The sequence below is a fragment of the Rheinheimera fenheensis genome (genome assembly GCF_039871805.1).
GTDB classification, from domain to species: domain Bacteria; phylum Pseudomonadota; class Gammaproteobacteria; order Enterobacterales; family Alteromonadaceae; genus Alishewanella; species Alishewanella fenheensis.
Genome location: NZ_JBDPJM010000009.1, coordinates 40,983 through 62,603, shown reverse-complemented (window position 1 = coordinate 62,603; position 21,621 = coordinate 40,983). Strand labels below are relative to the sequence as shown.

Annotated in this window: 20 protein-coding genes; 13 read left to right on the top strand and 7 right to left on the bottom strand. The window is 49.6% G+C overall.

All coding sequences use genetic code 11. The features are described 5' to 3' along the window. Positions 1 to 41: 41 nt before the first annotated feature. Both nrdA and ubiG read right to left on the bottom strand, forming a co-directional pair. On the bottom strand, positions 42 to 2,327 hold the full coding sequence (nrdA, locus tag ABGI61_RS12925; protein ID WP_347601722.1) for a class 1a ribonucleoside-diphosphate reductase subunit alpha: 2,286 nt from the start codon (positions 2,325 to 2,327) through the stop codon (positions 42 to 44). A 325-nt stretch (positions 2,328 to 2,652) separates the two neighbouring features. Beyond that, positions 2,653 to 3,363 (bottom strand): bifunctional 2-polyprenyl-6-hydroxyphenol methylase/3-demethylubiquinol 3-O-methyltransferase UbiG, encoded by a 711-nt coding sequence (gene ubiG, locus ABGI61_RS12920; protein ID WP_347601720.1) that lies wholly within the window; start codon positions 3,361 to 3,363, stop codon positions 2,653 to 2,655. A gap of 188 nt (positions 3,364 to 3,551) precedes the next feature. Between ubiG and gyrA the strand changes: the two genes are divergently transcribed. From gyrA to ABGI61_RS12870, 10 genes are all read left to right on the top strand, one after another. After that, positions 3,552 to 6,170: a DNA gyrase subunit A gene (gyrA, locus tag ABGI61_RS12915; RefSeq protein ID WP_347601718.1), complete on the top strand. Its 2,619-nt coding sequence runs from the start codon at positions 3,552 to 3,554 to the stop codon at positions 6,168 to 6,170. A gap of 141 nt (positions 6,171 to 6,311) precedes the next feature. Beyond that, positions 6,312 to 7,394: a 3-phosphoserine/phosphohydroxythreonine transaminase gene (serC, locus tag ABGI61_RS12910; protein ID WP_347601716.1), complete on the top strand. Its 1,083-nt coding sequence runs from the start codon at positions 6,312 to 6,314 to the stop codon at positions 7,392 to 7,394. Continuing rightward, positions 7,391 to 8,671 carry a 3-phosphoshikimate 1-carboxyvinyltransferase gene (gene aroA, locus ABGI61_RS12905; RefSeq protein ID WP_347601714.1) on the top strand — a complete coding sequence of 427 codons (1,281 nt, stop codon included), beginning with the start codon at positions 7,391 to 7,393 and terminating at the stop codon, positions 8,669 to 8,671. Before serC ends, aroA begins: the two co-directional genes overlap by 4 nt. 144 nt (positions 8,672 to 8,815) lie before the next feature. Continuing rightward, positions 8,816 to 9,505: a (d)CMP kinase gene (cmk, locus tag ABGI61_RS12900; RefSeq protein ID WP_347601712.1), complete on the top strand. Its 690-nt coding sequence runs from the start codon at positions 8,816 to 8,818 to the stop codon at positions 9,503 to 9,505. Positions 9,506 to 9,615: 110 nt separating this feature from the next. Beyond that, on the top strand, positions 9,616 to 11,295 hold the full coding sequence (gene rpsA / locus ABGI61_RS12895) for a 30S ribosomal protein S1 (RefSeq protein ID WP_148275714.1): 1,680 nt from the start codon (positions 9,616 to 9,618) through the stop codon (positions 11,293 to 11,295). Positions 11,296 to 11,359: 64 nt separating this feature from the next. After that, a complete protein-coding gene (gene ihfB / locus ABGI61_RS12890; RefSeq protein WP_008221586.1) occupies positions 11,360 to 11,644 on the top strand; it encodes an integration host factor subunit beta in 285 nt (94 codons plus the stop codon). Between the two features lie 40 nt (positions 11,645 to 11,684). After that, positions 11,685 to 11,927, top strand: a complete 243-nt coding sequence (locus tag ABGI61_RS12885; protein ID WP_347601710.1) for a lipopolysaccharide assembly protein LapA domain-containing protein — start codon at positions 11,685 to 11,687, stop codon at positions 11,925 to 11,927. Positions 11,928 to 11,930: 3 nt separating this feature from the next. After that, positions 11,931 to 13,067: an N-acetylglucosaminyl transferase gene (locus ABGI61_RS12880; RefSeq protein ID WP_347601708.1), complete on the top strand. Its 1,137-nt coding sequence runs from the start codon at positions 11,931 to 11,933 to the stop codon at positions 13,065 to 13,067. Positions 13,068 to 13,081: 14 nt separating this feature from the next. Beyond that, on the top strand, positions 13,082 to 13,786 hold the full coding sequence (gene pyrF, locus ABGI61_RS12875) for an orotidine-5'-phosphate decarboxylase (protein ID WP_347601706.1): 705 nt from the start codon (positions 13,082 to 13,084) through the stop codon (positions 13,784 to 13,786). 17 nt (positions 13,787 to 13,803) lie between these two features. Further along, a complete protein-coding gene (locus tag ABGI61_RS12870; protein ID WP_347601705.1) occupies positions 13,804 to 15,528 on the top strand; it encodes a potassium/proton antiporter in 1,725 nt (574 codons plus the stop codon). Here the strand turns inward: ABGI61_RS12870 and ABGI61_RS12865 are convergent. Further along, positions 15,525 to 16,040: a CIA30 family protein gene (locus tag ABGI61_RS12865; RefSeq protein WP_347601703.1), complete on the bottom strand. Its 516-nt coding sequence runs from the start codon at positions 16,038 to 16,040 to the stop codon at positions 15,525 to 15,527. The two genes, ABGI61_RS12870 and ABGI61_RS12865, sit on opposite strands and share 4 nt — an antisense overlap. A 179-nt stretch (positions 16,041 to 16,219) precedes the next feature. Between ABGI61_RS12865 and ABGI61_RS12860 the strand changes: the two genes are divergently transcribed. Continuing rightward, positions 16,220 to 16,504 carry a hypothetical protein gene (locus ABGI61_RS12860; RefSeq protein WP_347601702.1) on the top strand — a complete coding sequence of 95 codons (285 nt, stop codon included), beginning with the start codon at positions 16,220 to 16,222 and terminating at the stop codon, positions 16,502 to 16,504. Between the two features lie 67 nt (positions 16,505 to 16,571). On the opposite strand, the gene ABGI61_RS12855 is transcribed toward ABGI61_RS12860, so the two are convergent. Next, entirely contained in the window at positions 16,572 to 16,826 is a 255-nt protein-coding gene (locus ABGI61_RS12855; RefSeq protein ID WP_347601700.1) for an SOS response-associated peptidase family protein, read from the bottom strand. Positions 16,827 to 16,915: 89 nt separating this feature from the next. Between ABGI61_RS12855 and ABGI61_RS12850 the strand changes: the two genes are divergently transcribed. Next, a complete protein-coding gene (locus ABGI61_RS12850; protein WP_347601698.1) occupies positions 16,916 to 17,647 on the top strand; it encodes an SGNH/GDSL hydrolase family protein in 732 nt (243 codons plus the stop codon). An 11-nt stretch (positions 17,648 to 17,658) separates the two neighbouring features. Then, entirely contained in the window at positions 17,659 to 18,261 is a 603-nt protein-coding gene (locus tag ABGI61_RS12845; RefSeq protein ID WP_347601696.1) for a DUF938 domain-containing protein, read from the top strand. Here ABGI61_RS12845 and ABGI61_RS12840 read toward each other — a convergent pair. From ABGI61_RS12840 to ABGI61_RS12830, 3 genes are read right to left on the bottom strand one after another with little or no spacing between them, the layout of a single operon-like run. Continuing rightward, the gene (locus tag ABGI61_RS12840) at positions 18,258 to 19,415 is read right to left on the bottom strand and encodes a GNAT family N-acetyltransferase (RefSeq protein ID WP_347601694.1); all 1,158 of its coding nucleotides are present in this window, start codon (positions 19,413 to 19,415) and stop codon (positions 18,258 to 18,260) included. The genes ABGI61_RS12845 and ABGI61_RS12840 overlap by 4 nt on opposite strands. Further along, on the bottom strand, positions 19,416 to 20,669 hold the full coding sequence (gene kynU / locus ABGI61_RS12835; RefSeq protein ID WP_347601692.1) for a kynureninase: 1,254 nt from the start codon (positions 20,667 to 20,669) through the stop codon (positions 19,416 to 19,418). Continuing rightward, positions 20,666 to 21,544, bottom strand: coding sequence for an alpha/beta fold hydrolase (locus tag ABGI61_RS12830; protein WP_347601691.1), 879 nt, complete (start codon positions 21,542 to 21,544; stop codon positions 20,666 to 20,668). The genes kynU and ABGI61_RS12830 overlap by 4 nt, the downstream gene beginning before the upstream one ends. Positions 21,545 to 21,621 lie beyond the last annotated feature (77 nt).

Sequence of the window (21,621 nt, the reverse complement as noted above, 5' to 3'; positions counted from 1 at the left end):
AACTACATACGGGCTGTGCGACCAGCCCGTTTACTGTCAGATTAAATTTTACAGGCACCGCCAGCGCAGCCATCATCCTGGGCTTCCGGTTTAATATCGTCCTGCACGTCAGATGCACCGTCACGGGTGTTGTGGTAATACATGGTTTTCACCCCCAACTTGTACGCGGTTAGCAAATCTTGCAATAACAGTTTCATTGGCACTTTGCCACCGTCAAACTTATTCGGATCATAGTTGGTATTGGCCGAAATCGTCTGGTCAACAAACTTCTGCATAATGGCCACTAATGTCAGGTAGCCGTTATTATTCGGAATGTCCCACAGCAGCTCGTATTTATCTTTTAATCGCTCATACTCTGGCACCACCTGCTTTAAAATACCGTCTTTACTGGCTTTAACGCTGATATGGCCACGTGGTGGCTCTATACCGTTAGTGGCATTAGAGATTTGCGACGAGGTTTCAGATGGCATCAGCGCTGACAGCGTCGAGTTACGCAGGCCATGCGTCGTAATGTCTTTGCGAAGCTGTTCCCAATCCAGTTGCAGTGGCTCCTGGCACACTTTATCCAAATCTTTTTTATAGGTATCTATCGGCAGAATACCTTCGGCGTACGTCGTCTCGTTAAACTTCGGACAAGCGCCAAACTCCTGCGCCAGCTTGTTGGACGCTTTCAGCAGATAGTACTGCATGGCTTCAAAGGTGCGGTGTGTTAAGGCATTAGCAGAGCCATCTGAGTATTTCACGCCGTTTTTCGCCAGATAATAGGCGTAGTTAATTACACCAACGCCTAAAGTGCGGCGGTTGATAGAGGCATGAAACGCCGCAGGAATAGGGTAGTCCTGGTAATCCAGCAAGCTATCCAGTGAGCGCACCGCCAGCTCGGCCAGCTCTTCCAGTTCCGATAAGTTGTCAATGGCGCCTAAGTTAAACGCTGACAGCGTACAAAGGGCAATTTCACCTTCAGGATCGTTAACATCGTTTAACGGTTTAGTGGGCAGCGCAATTTCCAGACACAGGTTGCTTTGGCGTACCGGCGCAAATTTGGGGTTAAACGGACTGTGTGTATTGCAGTGGTCAACGTTTTGCAGGTAAATACGCCCCGTGCTGGCACGCTCCTGCATAAACAGAGTAAACAGCTCCAGTGCTTTTAAGCGCTTTTTGCGAATGTTGCTGTCGTTTTCGTACTTCACATACAGCTGTTCAAACTTTTCCTGATCTTCAAAGAAGGCATCGTATAAGCCTGGTACGTCTGATGGGCTAAACAGGGTGATATAATCATCTTTAATTAAACGGGTGTACATCAAGCGGTTAAACTGCACGCCATAATCTAAGTGCCGTACCCGGTTTTCTTCTACGCCACGGTTGTTTTTCAGCACCAGCAGTGATTCGACTTCTAAGTGCCACAGTGGGTAGAACAGGGTAGCCGCACCGCCACGCACGCCACCTTGTGAGCAGCTTTTTACTGCCGTTTGAAAGTGTTTGTAAAACGGAATACAACCGGTATGAAAGGCTTCACCATTGCGGATTGGGCTGCCCAAGGCGCGAATGCGGCCGGCATTGATGCCGATACCGGCGCGCTGGCTGACGTATTTAACAATGGCGCTTGAGGTAGCATTAATCGAATCTAAGCTGTCACCACATTCAATCAGTACACATGAGCTAAATTGACGGGTAGGGGTGCGCACACCAGACATAATGGGCGTAGGTAATGACAACTTAAAGGTTGAGCAGGCGTCGTAGAAGCGGCGTACATAATCGAGCCGGGTAGCTTTAGGATAGTTAGCAAACAGGCAGGCCGCTACCAGCATATATAAAAACTGCGCGCTTTCGTAAATCTCGCCACTGACGCGGTTTTGTACCAGATATTTACCTTCCAGCTGTTTTACTGCCGCGTAGCTGAAGTTCAAGTCGCGGTTGTGGTCAATATAGCTGTTCAGTGTTTCCAGCTCATCGCGGCTGTAATCGGCCAGTATATGGGCGTCATAACGTTTGGCTTCCACCATCCGCACCACCTGATCATATAGGTGTGGTGGCTCAAACTGGCCATAGGCCTTTTTGCGCAGATGAAACACGGCTAAGCGGGCGGCCAGGTATTGATAGTCCGGGCTGTCTTTAGAAATAAGATCAGCAGCAGCTTTAATAATGGTTTCGTGGATATCTTCAGTTTTAATGCCATCGTAAAACTGGATATGTGATTTAAGCTCAACCTGAGACACCGACACATTCGACAAGCCTTCAGCGGCCCAGGTAATCACACGGTGGATTTTGTCCAAATCCAGCGGCTCACGGCGACCATCACGCTTAGTGACAAAAAGAGATTGAGTCATTGCTGCTGCTTTCCATTTCAATTGTTGTTAACGGTTTCAAGCCGTAGCGCACGGCTATTTTATCATCCGCTATTGCTGTTTAATTACACAACATATAGTGGTTTGCATGAAAGTGATCACAAGATAGTGTGTATCTAGGGTTTTTGCAAGGCTTGACAACGCGGAAAAACATCGGGGGAAAAGATGCGGTTAGCAACTGCTAACCGCGGTGCCAGTGTGCGAAGAAAAGTGCTCTGGGTGCAAGCTTTTTTTCTGGTTAAATTTATTTATTCTATCAATATTTTTTTTATAGCTATCGGCTATTTGGCTGCTGAAAAAAACAGCGTTACAGCGGTTTTCTCGCCACAACGATGTAATTGACGTCCAGCCCCGGGCCGGTTTTAAAACTGTTTTTCAGCGGATTAAAATGCAGGCCGGTGGCATCAACCAGCTCAAGGCCAGCTTGCTCGATAAAGCGCATCAACTCAGAGGGGCGGATAAACTTGCTGAACTCATGTGTACCTTTAGGCACCAGTCTTAGCACATGCTCTGCACCAATAATGGCCAGTAAATAGGCTTTGGCGGTTTTGTTTAGCGTAGAGAAAAACAACGTTGCGCCGGGTTTGGCTAAATCGGCGCAGGCCTGAATAACCGACATCGGCTCGGGCACATGCTCCAGCATTTCCATACAGGTTACGACATCAAACTGCCCGCCATGCTGCTGGGCATAATCCTCCGCAGTAGCCTGCTGATAATTTACCGTGACACCGGTTTCCAGCGCATGTAAACGTGCCACGTCAAGTGAGTCACTGGCCATATCTAACCCTGTTACCACAGCGCCACTGCGCGCCATGCTCTCAGCCAAAATACCGCCACCACAGCCAATATCAATCACCGTTTTACCAAATAAACCCTGTAGCTCATCACTTATATAACTTAGGCGTACCGGGTTTAGCAGATGTAAGGGTTTAAACTCACCATCAGGGTCCCACCAGCGCGAGGCAATATCGTTAAACTTGGCAATTTCGCGGTTATCTACATTAAAGCTGCTTGTCATCGGCGTTGCTCGTTAGTTTTTTGCGCATTATAAAGCCTGCAGCGGTGACAGCAATGGCAAAGGTGGTTTTGCGCTGCATTTGGGGCATGGCAAGCGGGATTTTCTGTGTTAGAATCCCGCGTTGTCTCGCGCTTTATAACATCGACAAAAGCGAGTTATCTATCTGATTTAAGGGAAATTAGCGTTTTATGACAGATCTGGCCAGAGAAATAGTTCCGATAAATATCGAAGACGAATTAAAGAATTCGTACCTCGATTACGCTATGAGCGTTATTGTTGGCCGCGCCTTACCGGACGTAAGGGATGGTTTAAAGCCGGTACACCGTCGCGTGTTGTTTGCGATGAAGGAACTGGGCAATGACTGGAACAAAGCCTATAAAAAATCGGCCCGTGTGGTCGGTGACGTTATCGGTAAATATCACCCGCATGGCGATAGTGCGGTGTATGACACTATTGTTCGCATGGCGCAGCCTTTCTCTTTACGCTACATGCTGGTAGACGGTCAGGGCAACTTTGGCTCTATCGATGGCGACTCCGCGGCAGCGATGCGTTACACCGAAGTGCGGATGGCACGTATTGCGCATGAATTACTGGCCGATTTAGATAAAGAAACCGTCGACTATGTGCCTAACTACGATGGCACTGAACAAATTCCAGCGGTTATGCCAACTAAGGTGCCGAACCTGTTGATTAACGGCTCCAGTGGTATTGCCGTAGGTATGGCCACCAATATTCCGCCACACAACTTAACCGAAGTGATTGATGGCTGTTTAGCCTTAATTGCTAATCCGGATATTGAGCTGCATGAGCTGATGCAGTACATCCCAGGGCCAGATTTCCCCACAGCCGCTATTATCAATGGCCGTAAAGGCATTGAAGAAGCCTACCGCACCGGCCGTGGCAAGGTGTACATCCGCGCAAAAACTGAAATTGAAACTGACGAGAAAACCGGCCGTGAAGCTATTATCGTCAACGAAATTCCGTATCAGGTAAACAAAGCCCGCTTAATTGAGAAAATCGCCGAGCTGGTAAAAGAAAAGCGTATTGAAGGCATTTCAGCACTGCGTGACGAGTCTGACAAAGACGGTATGCGTATTGTCATCGAGTTAAAGCGCGGCGAATCTTCAGACGTTATGCTGAACCAATTGTATGCCAACACCCAAATGCAAACGGTGTTTGGTATCAACATGGTGGCGCTGGATCAGGGCCAGCCGAAGCTGTTAAGCCTAAAAGAGATGCTGCAGTGCTTTGTGCTGCACCGCCGCGAAGTGGTCACCCGCCGTACAGTTTACGATTTACGCAAAGCACGCGACCGCGCCCATATCTTAGAAGGCCTGGCGATAGCCCTGGCCAATATCGATGAAATTATCGAGCTGATTAAAACCTCGCCCAGCCCGGCGGAAGCCAAGCTGCGCTTAATTGACCGCGGCTGGCAGTTAGGTGATGTTAGCGCCATGCTGGAGCGCGCCGGACAAGATGCCGCGCGGCCAGAGTGGTTAGAAGCGCATTTTGGCATTCGCGACGGCAAGTATTTCTTAACCGAGCAACAGGCTCAGGCCATTTTGGATCTGCGTTTACACAAGCTGACCGGCCTTGAGCATGAAAAAATTCTTGATGAATACAAGCAACTATTAGAGCTTATTGCTGAATTGCTGCACATTCTGGCGAGCCCAGAGCGCTTAATGGAAGTGATCTGCGAAGAGCTGGAAGCAATCAAAACCCAATATGGCGATGCACGCCGCACTGATATTCAGGACAATATGCTGGATATCAATATGGAAGATTTGATCACCGAAGAAGATGTCGTGGTGACCTTATCACACTTAGGCTATGCCAAGTATCAGCCATTGTCTGATTATGAAGCACAGCGCCGCGGTGGTAAGGGTAAAGCCGCCACTACCGTTAAAGATGAAGACTTCGTTGATAAGTTATTAGTTGCCAGCACCCACGATACGATTTTGTGTTTCTCTAACCGTGGCCGTCTGTACTGGATGAAGGTGTATCAATTACCGCTGGCCAGCCGCACTGCACGTGGCAAGCCTATTGTTAACTTACTGCCGCTGGAAGAAGGCGAGCGTATTAACGCCATTCTGCCGGTACGCGAGTACGAAGAGAACAAATATGTGTTTATGGCTACCGCCAATGGCACAGTGAAGAAAACAGCACTGACCGAATACTCACGGCCGCGTTCAAACGGCATTATTGCGGTTAACCTGAACGATGGTGATCGCCTGATCGGCGTAGGCATTACCGACGGTAACAGCGAAATTATGCTGTTCTCAGATGATGGTAAAGTAGTGCGTTTCGCTGAAGATCAGGTGCGCAGCATGGGCCGTACCGCCACTGGCGTGCGCGGCATTAAACTGCGTGAAGGTGGCTCAGTGGTGTCGTTAATTATTCCAGATGGCAATGGTCCAATCCTCACTGTTACTGAGAACGGCTACGGCAAACGTACCGCACTGCAGGAGTACCCGGCGAAGAGCCGCGCAACGCAGGGTGTAGTGTCGATTAAAGTGTCAGAGCGTAACGGCCTGGTGGTGGGTGCGGTACAGGTGAATGAACTTGATGAAATCATGATGATTTCAAACAAGGGCACCCTGGTTCGTACCCGCGTAAACGAAGTGTCTGAAGTAGGTCGTAATACCCAGGGCGTAATTTTAATTCGCACCGCCGAGAACGAAAAAGTGGTGGGTGTGGAAAAAATTGACGAAATTCAGGATGCTGACGAGCTGGCTGCTGCCGAGGCAGAGAAGGCTGCCAGCACTGTGCTGACGGACACCCAGTTAGCGCAGGATGAAGAAGAGTAACACCCAGACAAAACGGGCGCATCTGCGCTCGTTTTGCTTTTTAGCTGTTGGTAATTTACCCAATAAGATCGGCCAAAGCCGACATGAATGAACAACCAGGCCAGTAGAATAAAGACGCTAATTCAGGAGCACGCAGCAACAATGACAACGTTTAATTTTTGTGCCGGCCCGGCCATGCTACCGGTTGACGTAATGCAGCAGGCACAGCAAGAATTTATTAACTGGCAACAATTAGGCTGCTCAGTGATGGAAATTAGCCATCGCAGTAAGCCTTTTATCAAATTAGCCGCTGAGGCCGAGCAGGACCTGCGTGATTTACTCAGTATTCCCGCCAATTATAGAGTGCTGTTTATGCACGGCGGCGGCCGCGGACAGTTTTCTGCCGTGCCGCTTAATTTATTAAAGCTAGGCCAAAGCGCAGACTATATCGTGTCGGGTGCCTGGTCACAGTCGGCGGTAGAAGAAGCACAAAAATACGGTGTGATTAACACTCAGGATATTCGCAGCAAAAGCGCCGGTGGTATTCGCAGCATTACTGCGCCAGAGCACTGGCAGTTAACACCGGGGGCTGCCTATGTGCATTGCTGCCCGAATGAAACGGTAGACGGCGTTGAGTTTACGGGCTTACCACAAACAGACAGCCCGATTGTGGCCGATTTATCCTCTACCATTTTATCGCGGCCAATTGATGTCAGCCGTTATGGCGTGATTTATGCCGGCGCACAGAAAAATATCGGCCCGTCGGGTTTAACCTTGGCGATAGTGCGCGAAGATTTACTACCGGCAAAAGATGCGGCCATTCCCTCCGTACTGGATTATCGCCTGGCAGCTGAAAACGACAGCATGTTTAATACACCGCCTACCTTTGCCTGGTATCTGGCCGGTTTGGTGTTTAAATGGCTAAAGCGGCAGGGCGGCGTAACCGAAATGGCTACGCGTAACCAAGCTAAAGCAAACTTACTTTATGATTATATTGATAAAAGTGATTTTTACAGTAACGACGTCGACAAGGCTTACCGCTCCTGGATGAATGTGCCGTTTTTCCTTGCCGATGAGCGGCTAAACGACACTTTTGTGGCGCAGGCCGAGCAGCATGGCTTATTGGCGTTAAAAGGCCACCGTATGGTAGGCGGTATGCGGGCCAGTATTTACAACGCTATGCCGCTGGAAGGCGTGCAAACACTGGTGAGCTTTATGCAGGAATTTGAGCGGGTGCACGGATGAAAACACTAACCCTTAATCCGATTGCTAAAGTGGCCGGCGAGGTACACCTGCCAGGCTCGAAAAGTATCTCGAACCGGGTGCTGCTGCTGGCGGCACTGGCGGAGGGCACCACATTTATCACCAATTTACTCGATAGCGACGATGTTAAACATATGCTTAACGCCTTAACGGCGTTAGGCGTCAGCTATAAGTTATCTGCCTGTCGTACCAAGTGTGAAGTACACGGCTTGGGCGGCTTATTTAATCATCCGCACGCTATAACTATGTTCCTTGGAAACGCCGGCACCGCCATGCGCCCGCTTACTGCAGCGCTGGCGGCCTCTAAGGTAGATGTTACGCTCACCGGCGAACCGCGTATGTACGAGCGGCCAATTGGCCATTTGGTCGATGCGCTGCGTCAGCTAAATGCTGATATCAGCTATCTGGATAACGACGGCTTTCCGCCGCTGCGCATTCACGGCAAAGCGCTATGCAGCGGTAAAATGCAAATAGACGGCAGCATCTCCAGTCAGTTTTTAACGGCTGTGTTAATGGTGGCGCCGCTGCTGGATGGCGATAGCGAAATCGACATTATCGGCGAGCTGGTCTCCAAGCCATATATTGATATTACCCTGGCGCTGATGCAGCGCTTTGGTGTCAACGTAACGCATCATGACTACAAAAAATTCAGCATAGCCGGCAATCAGCGGTATAAATCGCCTGGCCATTGGCTGGTAGAAGGTGATGCCTCATCAGCGTCCTACTTTCTGGCTGCTGCGGCCATTAAAGGCGGCAGCATTAAAGTGACCGGCATTGGCAAGCATGCGGTGCAGGGTGACATTCATTTTGCTGATGCTTTAGAAGCCATGGGCGCCGATGTTGAGTGGGGTGATGATTACATAGCGGTTACGCGAAACCAGTTAAACGGTATAGATCGCGACTATAACGCCATACCTGATGCGGCCATGACTATTGCCACCACCGCTTTGTTTGCTAAAGGGCCAACGGTTATCCGCAATGTGTACAATTGGCGGGTGAAAGAAACCGACCGTTTAGCGGCGATGGCGACTGAGCTTAGAAAGGTGGGCGCTGAGGTGGAAGAAGGCGATGATTATTTGAAAATCGTGCCGCCGGCTCAGCTTAAGCATGCCTGTATCGCGACCTATAATGATCATCGCATGGCCATGTGTTTTTCACTGGTCGCGCTGAGTGACACTGCAGTGACGATTGAAGATCCGGATTGCACCGCCAAAACCTTCCCGGGCTACTTTGATACCTTTTCCCGTTTAGCCCTCTAGCGGCATTTTCATGTAGATGCACAGCCGTCCGGCTGTGCGCTTTTCCTGCGTTTTAACTGAATTAAACACAGATTTTGTCGCGAAAAGCTGTATAATAGCGCCGTTTTTTAATCCGATTAACCAGCAGTTTGACAAGGGGGTAGGATGCCACATTCTGCAGCAGTAATTACCATAGATGGCCCGGGTGGTGCAGGTAAAGGCACCATTTGCCGCTTAGTTGCCCAACGTTTGGGCTGGCAATTACTCGACAGTGGCGCTATTTACCGCGTGCTCGCCCTGGCTGCGATGCATCATCAGATTGCTTGTGATGACGAAGAAGCACTGCAGCCGTTAGCTGCGCATCTGGATGTGCAGTTTGGCAGTGACGAGCAGGGCAATGTACGTATTACGCTGGAAGGCGAAAATGTCACCCATACTATTCGCACCCAGGAAGTGGCTGATGTCGCCTCAAAAATTGCGTCGCTACCGCGGGTACGTGAAGCCTTGCTACGCCGTCAGCGTGCTTTTGCTGAGCAGCCAGGTTTGGTCGCTGATGGCAGAGACATGGGTACTGTGGTGTTCCCCCAGGCCGACGTTAAAATCTTTTTAACCGCCACCGCGGAAGAGCGCGCCAGACGGCGCTATTTAGAGTTGAAAGAAAAGGGCTTTGATGTTAACATCGGCGACCTTTTGGGCGAAATTCGGGCCAGAGACGAGCGCGATATGAACCGCGCCACAGCACCACTAAAACCGGCTGCTGATGCGTATATCCTGGATTCGACCAGTAAAACCATTGAACAAGTGTTGGAAGAGGTACTGAACTACGTTGGCATGAAGTTGCCGGCAGTGGTGTGAACCAGGCCAAAACCGCGCTTTGGACAGCCTGATAAATGGATTTAATCAGGTAAATGTAGCAACCCCACAACGCATGATGCAGCGTGGAGCACTTAACTGAAAAAGTGAATATGACTGAAAATTTTGCACAATTATTTGAGGAAAGCCTCAAAGCCATCGAAACCCGTCCGGGTGCCATTGTTAAAGGTACTGTTGTAGCCGTTCTGAAAGACGTCGTTATGGTTGACGCCGGTCTTAAGTCAGAAGCCGCTATTCCGGTTGAGCAGTTCAAATCTCTGAACGGCGAAATCGAAGTTAGCGTAGGCGATATCATCGACGTAGCTTTAGACGCTATCGAAGACGGTTTCGGCGAAACGCTGTTATCACGCGAAAAAGCCAAACGTCACGAAGCCTGGGTGCGCCTGGAAAAAGCTTGTGAAGACAAAGAAACGGTTATCGGTGTTATCACTGGTAAAGTTAAAGGTGGCTTCACGGTTGAAGTTGACGGTATTCGTGCATTCCTGCCTGGTTCATTAGTAGACGTACGTCCGGTGCGTGACACTCTGCACCTGGAAAACAAAGAACTTGAGTTCAAAGTTATCAAGCTGGATCAGAAGCGTAACAACGTGGTGGTATCACGTCGTGCGGTTATTGAATCAGAAAGCAGCCATGAGCGTGACCAGCTGTTAGAAACGCTGGAAGAAGGCATGGAAGTTAAAGGTATCGTTAAGAACCTGACTGACTACGGTGCATTCGTTGACTTAGGTGGCGTAGACGGCTTACTGCATATCACTGATATGGCGTGGAAGCGCGTTAAGCACCCAAGCGAAATCGTTAATGTTGGCGACGAAATTCCAGTTAAAGTACTGAAATTCGACCGCGAGAAGCAGCGCGTATCTTTAGGCCTGAAGCAAATGGGTGAAGATCCGTGGGCAGCTATCGCTTCACGTTACCCAGAAGGTGCGAAAATCACTGGTCGCGTAACTAACCTGACTGACTACGGCTGCTTCGTAGAAATCGAAGAAGGCGTTGAAGGTTTAGTACACGTGTCAGAAATGGACTGGACTAACAAAAACATCCACCCATCTAAGGTTGTTAACCTGGGTGATTCTGTGGAAGTTATGGTGCTGGAAATCGACGAAGAACGTCGTCGTATTTCTTTAGGTCTGAAACAGTGTAAAGCTAACCCATGGGAAGAGTTCGCGAAGGGCTTCAACAAGGGTGATCGCGTAAGCGGTAAGATCAAGTCAATCACTGACTTCGGTATCTTCATCGGCCTGGACGGCGGCATCGATGGTCTGGTTCACTTATCAGACATCAGCTGGAACGCCACTGGCGAAGAAGCGGTACGTGAGTTCAAGAAAGGCGACGAAGTACACGCTGTTGTACTGCAAGTTGACCCAGAGCGCGAGCGTATTTCTTTAGGTATCAAGCAGCTGGATGAAGATCCATTCAACGGCTACCTTGCTGACAACAAAAAAGGTGCTATCGTTAAAGGTGAAGTAACTGCCGTTGACGCTAAAGGCGCTACTGTTATGTTAGAAGGTGGTGTAGAAGGCTACATCCGTGTATCTGACATCGCGCGTGAGCGTATCGAAGATGCGACTACAGTACTGAAAGTAGGCGAAGAAGTTGAAGCTCGTTTAATGGGCGTTGATCGCAAAAACCGCGTAATCAGCCTGTCAATCAAAGCGAAATTCGAAGCTGAAGAAAAAGAAGCTATGGACACTATCAACAGCAAGCAACAAGAAGCTGATTTTGGTGGTAACGCTATGGCCGAAGCATTTAAAGCTGCTCAGAAGCAGGATTAATTGCTAACAAAGCAGGGGGCTTATGCCTCCTGCTTTATCCAACAGCAGGTTTGCCGGAGGGTCTATGACCAAGTCTGAATTAATTGAAAAATTAGCTACTGATTTCCCCCATATTCAGGTCAAGGATGTTGAAGCTTCAGTTAAAGAAATCCTCGAGCAGATGGCACAATCACTTTCAAGCAACGAGCGCATTGAAATTCGTGGCTTTGGCAGTTTTTCACTGCATTATCGTGCGCCTCGTGTCGGCCGCAATCCAAAAACCGGTGACAAAGTTGAACTGGACGGTAAATATGTACCGCATTTCAAGCCAGGTAAAGAATTACGTGACCGGGTAAAAGACAACACCTGATCTCAAGCTATTGAGTTTGCAGGCGTAAACGGAGTTTCCCTTGCGCAGACTACTTTTTATCGCCGTACTGGTAGCCCTGATGGTAGTGGGGGTGCTGTTTGGTTCTATTAATCAGCAATTAGCTGATTTACATCTTCTTATTATCAGTGTGCAGTTACGGGTAGTGGATATTGCACTGATTTTTCTGTTATTGGGCGTATTACTGGGCCTGCTCATTGCCATGCTGTACTCGTTGCAACGCAAAGCTAAAGGTTGGCTGCGTAAAACATCGGATCAGCGTTAGATTATGCTGGAGCTGCTGTTTTTATTATTGCCGGTCGCAGCAGCCTATGGCTGGTTTATGGGGCGTAACAGCCTGAAACATAAAGAACTAAAAGGCCGCGCCAATATTACCCGTAACTTATCTTCAGGCTTAAACTTTTTACTAACCGATCAAGAAGATAAAGCGATAGAGCAGTTGTTAGAACTGTTGGATATCGAAGCGGCGACCATTGAAACCTACCTGGCACTGGCTAATTTATTCCGTCGCAAAGGTGATTGGGATAAAGCTATCCGTATTCATGAAAAGTTACATCAGCTAAAACTACCCAAACCTCAGGCACAGCAAATACAGTTTGAACTGGCAAAAGATTACTTTTGCGCCGGTTTGTATGACCGGGCAGAAAAACTGCTTGTTAGCCTGGTAAAATCACCGAAACTGGCCGAAATGGCGTTAAAGCAGTTATTCAGTATTTTTATCGCTACCCATGAGTGGCATAAGGCAGCGACCTATGAGGCAGCGGTAGATGCCACTGATTCACGCTCGCTACGTATTGCCATGGCCAATATGCAGGTAGAAGCCAGCCAGCAGAATGAAGAAGGCCGGCAACAGTTATTACTGACATTAGCCGAGCATTACCCGGGCGCCATCCGGCCTAAGTTTGAGTTAGCAAAGCAGGCATTGGCGCAGCAGGATATAGCACTGGCCAAATCGGCGTTGTTATACATTATTGAGCACAAGCCACAATGGAGCGCAGATCTGCTGCCGCTGTTGGCCAACTGCAAACTGAGTGACGAAGAGTGGTATCAACTGTTAAGCCGGTTGGCTAATAAACAACACAATACCAGTGCAGTAGTGCTGTTAGGGCAGTGGCTGACAGAGCATGGTTCAGCAGAGGCTGCCGAGCAGTTTTTACTGGATAAATTAGCTGCTCAGCCCAGTATCCGGGTGTTTCAGCAGCTCCTAAAAGTACGCCAGCAACAATCAGCGCCTGCGGCTGAGGCGCTGTCATCGGTTGAAGAGCTGGTCAATGCTTATCTGGCAAAGAAGTCATTATATAGCTGCCGCAATTGCGGCTTTAATACCCGCAATCATTATTGGTTGTGTCCGTCCTGTCAGCAATGGGAAACTGTGGAGCCTATTGCTGGTATTGACGGTCGTTAGTCGAAGGAAACCCTATGTCGTGTCAGACCCCTGTTGTCGTTGCACTAGATTTTGAACAACAAAATCAAGCGCTTAACTTAGTGAGCCAACTTGACCCGGCGCTGTGCCGGTTAAAAGTAGGCAAGGAAATGTTTACCCATTTTGGCCCGCAGTTTGTGCAGCAGCTGCAACAGCGCAATTTTGACGTTTTTTTGGATCTTAAATTTCATGATATTCCCAACACAGTGGCTAAAGCCGTTAAAGCAGCCGCTGATTTAGGCGTATGGATGGTGAATGTGCATGCCAGTGGCGGCAGTAAAATGATGAGCGCTGCGCGGGAATCTTTGGTATCTTATGGTGCTGATAAACCACATCTTATTGCCGTTACGGTGCTAACCAGTATGGAGCAGGCCGATTTAACGGAACTGGGCATTACACTAACACCGGCACAACAGGTACTGAAGCTTGCGGCGCTGACGCAGCAGGCCGGTTTGGACGGTGTGGTATGTTCAGCGCAGGAAGCTACACTGTTAAAACAGCAATGTGGAAAGGACTTTATGCTGGTGACGCCCGGCATACGCCCGGCCAGCAGCAGCCAGGACGACCAAAAACGGGTAATGACGCCAGCCCAGGCGGTCACGGCCGGGGTGGATTATATGGTAATAGGCCGGCCAATCACTAAGGCGGCTCAGCCGTTGGATGCGCTACACGCGATCGTTCGGGAGATCTCAAACGCTTAATTAATCAGGAGGTTAGGGTGGATGGCATAAACCTCGCGATATTAATTGGCGGTTTTCTTTTTGTAATTAGCATCATAGCAACCCTTATCTCGGCGCGTTTAGGCGCGCCCATGCTATTGGTGTTTCTGATCATCGGTATGCTGGCTGGCGAAGAAGGCCTGGTTGGTATCCAGTTCGATAACCCTCAGGTAGCGTTTTTAATCGGCTCTATCGCGTTAGTCATTATTTTGTTCGACGGCGGTATGCGCACTCATCCGCAGCGCTTTCGTGTAGCATTGGCGCCGGCTTCAATGCTGGCTACCGTTGGCGTGGTGCTAACCTGTGGCATCGTCGGTGTTGCCGCTGCCTATTTACTCGATTTAACCCTGCTGCAGGGCTTGCTGCTTGGTGCTATTTTAAGTTCTACTGATGCCGCAGCCGTGTTTTCAATCTTTCAATCACAGGGCTTGCGGATAAAAGAGCGGGTAGCATCAACGCTGGAAATAGAGTCGGGCAGTAATGACCCGATGGCGGTCATGCTAACGCTGACGCTGGTTGGCGTATTGGCACAGGGTGAGCCGTTAGGCTGGGGCGTCGCCCAAAGCTTTTTACAACAAGCTGTCGTTGGCGGCGTAATGGGTTATGCCGCAGGGCGTATTTTTGTGCTCTTGTGCCGCAAGCTACCGCTTAGCTTTGCGTTTTTTCCATTATTAGCCGTGGCCAGTTGTATCTTTATTTATGCCGTGACTAACACCTTTGGTGGCAGTGGCTTTCTGGCTGTTTATTTAATGGGTTATCTTGTGGGCAATGCGCGCTTGCCACAAATTATCCATATCTTACGCATGCATGACGGCTTAGCCTGGATAAGCCAAATCAGTATGTTTCTGATGTTGGGTCTATTGGTGGTACCCACTAATTTACTTGATCACCTGGTGCCGGCATTACTGCTGGCAGGCGTACTTATTTTTATTGCCCGTCCTATTGCCGTGCTGGTTAGCTTAATACCTTTTCGCTTTCCGGCCCGCGACCAGCTGTTTATCAGTTGGGTAGGGCTACGTGGGGCAGTGCCGATTATACTGGCGCTGTTTCCGTGGTTGGCTGGCATGCCAGACGAGCATTTATATTTCGATGTGGCTTTTGTGGTGGTAATCGTATCTCTGGTGCTGCAGGGCTGGAGCATCGTACCGGTAGCGCGCTGGCTAAAATTGGAGGTGCCAAAAGAGGTCGCGCCGGATCAGGCCATGCCGCTGGATGCCGTACCCAGTAATGATGTAATGGAGGTGCTGGCGTTTAATGTGACTGACAGCTCACCAATGTTAGCGCTTAGTTGGTCTGACTTACAGTTTAAACAGCCGATCCAGTTTTTAGGCCTAATCCGCGATGGTGAATGGCTGTTGCCGGAGAAAAAACCGGTATTTACGGTGAAAGACACCATCATGGTGCTGGCAAAGTTAAAACACGTGCAGAAAATCAGTGAAGTACTGGCCAAAGATGCAGAAAAATCTGTACTGAGTAACAGTAACTTCTTCGGTGACTTCGTGCTAAATGGCAATATCAGCCTGCGTGACTTAGATGCTTTCTATACCATTAATCTTGCTGATCAAGACAGCCAGCAAACCCTGGCCGGTTATATCGCACAGCGTTTCCACCGCCGCGTGGTTATTGGCGACCAGGTACAGTTGGATCAACTGCTGTTAACCGTTAGGCAGGTGAACGATGATGGTGAAGCTACCCAGGTAGGTATTAAACCAGTAGCCGATTAGTCTGGTGGTAATAGGTTAAAACTCAGTGAGTACAAGGCTATCTGAAATGGGCCCGGCGTTTTATCAGCCAGCATAATACTGACGTGGCTGATGTCACTAAAGTGCAGTGGCGGCAGATTAAGCACTGGGTTACCGCGATAGCGTCCTGAGAAGTCATCCGGGGTAAACACAAAAGTCTGCTGGCCGTTGCCTGCAGAAAACTCAGCTACATAAGCCACGCCTTGCGGTATTAAAGCGGTTTTTAGCCGTAGCTGGTAAGTACGGTTATCCGGCTTGGCATGCAGTATAAGTTGGGTGCCGTTTAGCGCTGTTATTGGGTTAAGTAATTTAAACTCCGCTGAAGCAAAGCCGCCGTTATTTTCCAGCGATAAATTGCCGGTGAACAGCACAGCGTCATCATTGTGACGAATTACAGTACCACTGGAGCGGCCACCCATAACCGTATCGTGAATAAGCACAATATGTTCAAAGTGGTTATAGTCGCGAAAATTCAGTTGTACCTTATTAGTCATAGAGACAGCTCCGGCTGTTATAGCGCGCTCAGGCGCTGCGAGCATTGCAAAGCACCAAACACAGGTTGTAGCGTAAATCAAAGCGCGAATGCTGATCGTCATGGGTAAAAACGGCATAAAACATAATGTTGGTTTACGCAGTACACAGCAAAACAGTTCCTGTAAGTCGGATAAACGAAATGCAAAAAATTACCCAATGTCAGTTATGCCAGCGCGAGTGCTTTTTAACGTTTCATCATCTTATTCCGCGCAAAATGCACCGGCGGCCATACTTTAAAAAACACTACGACAAAACGGCGTTGCAACAAGGTGTAATGCTGTGCAAGTTATGCCACAAAGGTATTCACACGTTATACGATGAGATGACGTTAGCCAAACGGTTCAATACCATAGAGCAGCTACAAACAGATACCAGTATAAGACAGCATGTTGAATGGGTTAAAAAGCAACGGGTAGCTGGTTAATTGCTAATTTATCTGCCAATACAATATATCCCTTAATGTATATTATGTTAAATGTAATATTGGGTCTTCAATCCTGCGCTATCTCAAATGCCGGTGCTACCGCCCTGTAGCTGCTGGGCTTGTCTATTTGCTGTGCGATAAGGTTTTGCGGTAAATGCGGTTGAAGTAAATCGGCAAACATCTCGGTATTGCTGTTTTGCTCATCCAGCCAGGCTGTTATTAGTTTGCTGTCTTGTGGCAATATCAGTGGCATGGCCGTGCTGTGAATATGCATAAGTTTGGGATGTGGCGCTAATGTAATTACCGAGTTAGTCTGCCGCACATCGCTTGTCAGATAAGTAAGTTGTTTACTTATTAACTAGCTGACTTTGTTAAGATACGCCACTATATCAACAAATTATCGGAGTATCGGTGTCACACGTTTTGCTATCGCTACAGTGGTGGTTAATTACCCTGCTCTGCTGGCCGTTATTACTGTGGCAAGGTAAGCGAGTGCGTAAACTGGCGCTGCGCTTGCCGGAGGCTGCTGGGCTGCGCGCTGGCGTGTCATGCGATGCAAAGCTTGCGCCGCTGCGGTTATTGATCTGTGGCGACTCGGCGGCTGCTGGTGTGGGGGTAACACAGCAAGACGATGCGCTTAGCGGCCAGTTAGTGCGTTTATTGGCCACGCAATACCAGGTGCAGTGGCGGTTGGAGGCAGAAACCGGGCTGGATAGCGCCGCTTTGGCCGCTCGATTGGCGAAACTTAACGGTCAGTGTTTTGATCTGGTGGTGATGTCTGTTGGCGTTAACGATGTGACATCGCTTTGCTCTGCCCGGCGTTTTCGCCGCCAGCTTGCCAGCTGCTTACAGCTGTTACAGCGGCAAAACGGTCAGCCGCGGGTGTTGTTTAGTGCCATACCGCCGATGCAGCAGTTTAGTGCACTGCCCGCTCCGCTTAATTACTGGCTTGGCCTTAACGCCACAATATTAAACCACAGCGCGAATAACTTACTGAAGCGCTGGCCTAATGCCAGCTATGTTGCCACGCCGAATAAGGTATCAACCGCTATGCTGGCAGAGGATGGCTTTCACCCATCAGCTGAGGGTTATCAGCATTGGGCACAGCAGCTGTTTGCTCATAGTAAACTGCATGGTATTTAAGGTAATTACGCATGTATTACGATCTACCCTTTTCACAGGCCTGTGAAAACAACAAAGCCCCGATATTAGCAGTGCTGCAGCAAGCGTTTGCCGATTGCACTAACGTGTTGGAAATTGGCAGCGGCACGGGGCAACATGCGGTGCATTTTGCTGAGAATTTGCCGCATCTTAACTGGCAGGCATCAGATCAGGCGGTGTATTTGCCTGATTTAACCGAAAGGTTGCGCCGGGCGGCGTTACCTAACCTGCCCTTGCCGTTGCAGTTGGATGTCACAGAAGATGCACTTGCTGCGCAGAAATTTGATGCGCTGTTTACCGCTAATACGCTGCATATTATGCCGTGGCCGGTGGTGCAGCAGCTATTTGCACGCTTAAACGACTTTTGTTCGGCAGAGGCAACCTTGTGTATTTATGGCCCATTTAATTACAACGGCAGGTTTACCAGTAGCAGTAACCAGGCTTTTGATGCCAGTTTAAAAAGCCGCGATCCGAAGATGGGTATTCGCGATATTGAGGCGGTATTACCGCTGGCACAGCAACAGGGCTTTACGTTACAGCAGGATATTGCCATGCCGGCGAATAACCGTTTGCTGTGGCTTAGCAAGCAGCCTTAATCTTGTTGCTTGTAAGGTAAAGCCTGTATTGCCTCTGCTATGTATTGCGCAAGATGCGTGCTTTCCTGCTTGAAATAATTCGCAATGGCGCCGCTTAGCGGCGTGTCGGCAAACAGATAATTACCGTAACGCGTTACAGGCTCAAAGCCGCGTTTTAGCTTGTGCTCGCCCTGGGCACCGGCGTCAAAGTATGTCAGGCCGTGCTGAATACAGTATTCTATGCCCTGATAGTAACACAGCTCAAAGTGCAGTTTATCGGCATCGGCAAGAGCGCCCCAGTAGCGGCCATACAGCGTGTCCTGACTTTTAAAACACAGTGCCATCGCTTGTATTTCTTCGTCGCTACCTAACGCGGCAAATACCACCAGCTGCTGCGATATGCTTTGCCCTAACTGATAGAAACTCTCGGAACTAATATAGCCATGATGGCCGGAGCGCTTTAAATAGGTGGCTTGGTAACAGCGCACTATGGCCTGCCAGTGCTGCGCACTAAGTTCGCTGCCGGCAAGCGTAACCCGTTTAATGTCGCTCACAGCGCTGCGCTCTTGCTTTATCTGCTTACGCTTGCGGGCATTCAGGCTTGCTAAGTAATCGTCAAAACACAGGTAGCCTTTGTTGTGCCATAAAAACTGCACATCATGGCGGGCTAAAAAGCCCTGCTGTAGCAGCTTTTCATGTAACGCGTGACCAACGTAAAGCCATTGCACACTGTAAAACTGCTGCTTGGCAAGCGCCTGTTTTAACGTATCGCAGATAAGCGTCAACAGCGTATCACAAGAAGCGGTATCCGCAGCAAGCGCTGGCAATACTCCAAGCCTTGGCCCGGTGGCCGGCGTAAACGGTATGGCAGCAATCCATTTGGGGTAATATGGTAGTGAAAACTGACGATATGCATCAGCAATTTGCCAGTCGAACAGATACTCGCCGTAAGAGTGCTGTTTACTATAACCCGGCACCGCGGCAACCAGCGTATCGCCTTGCCACAGTGTCAGATGCTGGCTATGCCAACCACTTTTACCATCAACACTGCCGCCCTGCTCCAGCGCCAGTAAAAAGCGGTGCTGGCAAAACGGATAGCCGCCACCGGCAAATAACGCATCCCACTGCGCTGCAGTGACCTCAGCTAAGCTGGATAACCACCGTACGTTCAGCAATCAGGTCACCTTGTGCTTTACCTGATACTCGGCTTTTAAATACTCGCCGCTTCGCACCACATCGGCCAGAATTTCAACCGAGGTCCAGATGTCGATATAGCGTAAATACAGCGGTGTAAACCCCAGCCGGAGGATGTCCGGTGCCCGAAAATCGGCGATAACGCCCTGCTTTATCATTGCCTGACACAGCGCATACGCCTGCGGATGGCGATATGCCAGCTGGCTACCACGCTCGTCATCATTAAAGGGTGTAATGCGCTCAAGCACCTGTAAACACTCATGCTGGTTCACTAGCTGCTGAAAACAGTCACCCAGTGCCAGCGATTTTTGCCGCAGCTGTTGCATATCAACATCGGCAAACACCTCAAGTGCAGCATCCAGCACGCTCATCGACAGCACCGCTGGCGTGCCGGTAAGAAATTGTGCAATACCGGGCGCTTTTTCATACTGGGTATTAAAGCTAAACGGGGTTTTATGGCCCATCCAACCGGTTAGTGGCTGGCTAATGGCACTATGATGGCGCCTGGCGGCGTAAATAAAAGCCGGCGCACCAGGGCCACCGTTAAAGTATTTGTAACCACAACCTACGGCAAAGTCGACATTGCAGGCATCAACCGCTACAGGCAAGGCGCCGGCACTGTGGGCCAGATCCCAGATCACCAGTGCGCCCTTATCCTGTGCCAACCGGGTTAGCTTAGCCATATCAAACAGCCGGCCACTGCGAAAATCGACCTGAGTTAGCATTAGCACCGCTACCTCTTCATTAATGGCGGCTTCAAGCTCAGTATCTTCAACCAGTTTAAGTTGGCAGTGCTGTGCGCCCATTAATTGCGACAGGCCTTCAACCATGTATAAATCGGTAGGGAAATTGCCATTAACAGACAGTACGGTGTGCCGCTTTGGCTGCAGTGACAGCGCGGCACACAGTACCTTAAACAGGTTTACTGATGTCGAGTCGCAGCATACCACTTGCCCCGGCGCGGCGCCTATTAAGCGGCCAATCTTATCGCCGACGCTAAAAGGCAAATCTATCCAGTGATGGCGGTTCCAGCTGGTAATTAAGTGCTCGCCCCATTGCTGGCTAACCACCTCTGCCGCGCGCTCGGCAGCAATTTTTGGCATAGCGCCCAGCGAATTACCGTCCAGATACAATGTGTTGTCGGGCAAATGAAAAACAGCCCTCTTGGCAAAGAGAGGATCGTCAAGATCGCGCTGCTTCAGCGCGGTACAGGTTAATTTAACATCATGAGTCACTTGGCGAACTGCTCCTGTAACTGTTGTAGCACTGTGGCAAATGCCTGTGTTTGTGGGTGTAGCCAGTCAAAATGGCCAGCACCTTCAACAATTTGGTAGGCTATGCCACTCTGTGTGGCCTGATTAAGCGGCACTATAGTATCGCTGCTGCCATGTAGCAACAATGTGTTCGCCGTTAACGGCTGGCCTTGTGGGCTGGCCAGCTTGTAGCGGCCGGGAAACTGCGTGGTGCTGCCGCCAATAAAGCCAGTGGTAGCGCGCTGACAGCCATTGCTACCGGCGCTGTACAAGGTTAAATCGGTTATTGCCGCTAAACCCAGTACGGCTTTGAACGGCACGTGCTGACTATTGGCAGCAGCTAAAAGCGCAAGCTGCCCACCAGCCGAATGGCCAGCTATAGCAACACGGTTTTTATCCAGTGGATAACCGTCAAGGCCATTGAAGGCAAAGCTAAGCGCCTGCTTTACATCCTGCAAACTACCTGGCCAGCCGCCGCCTTCATCGCCTACCCGGCGATATTCAACCGACCAGACAGCAATGCCTTGTGCCGTCATGGCTTGGGCAAACGCGGTGGCATGGTTCAGATCGTAAGCGTTCAACCAGCAGCCGCCGTGCACAAACACCAGCAACGGCAGCTTGGTTTTTATGTCGTTCTGATCAGTATGCTGCGCCGGTAAATACAAGCGGCCAAACTGCAATGGCTCGTGGCCATAGGCGATTTGCATGCTGCTATCTGACTGAGCTTGCGCGGCCAGGCTGCTGTAACTGACATTTACCGGTTGGCTGATGTTTTGTGATGTTTTATCAGGCGGCAATGCTGTACTGCAGGCAGTTAGCAACAGGGCGGCTTTAAGTAATATTAAACGTTTAATCATAAACTTAGCTGTTAATTTGCGTGTATTAACCCAGTGTATGTCAGCGGCGCAGCGCGCGTTATGCTTATTTGTTATGG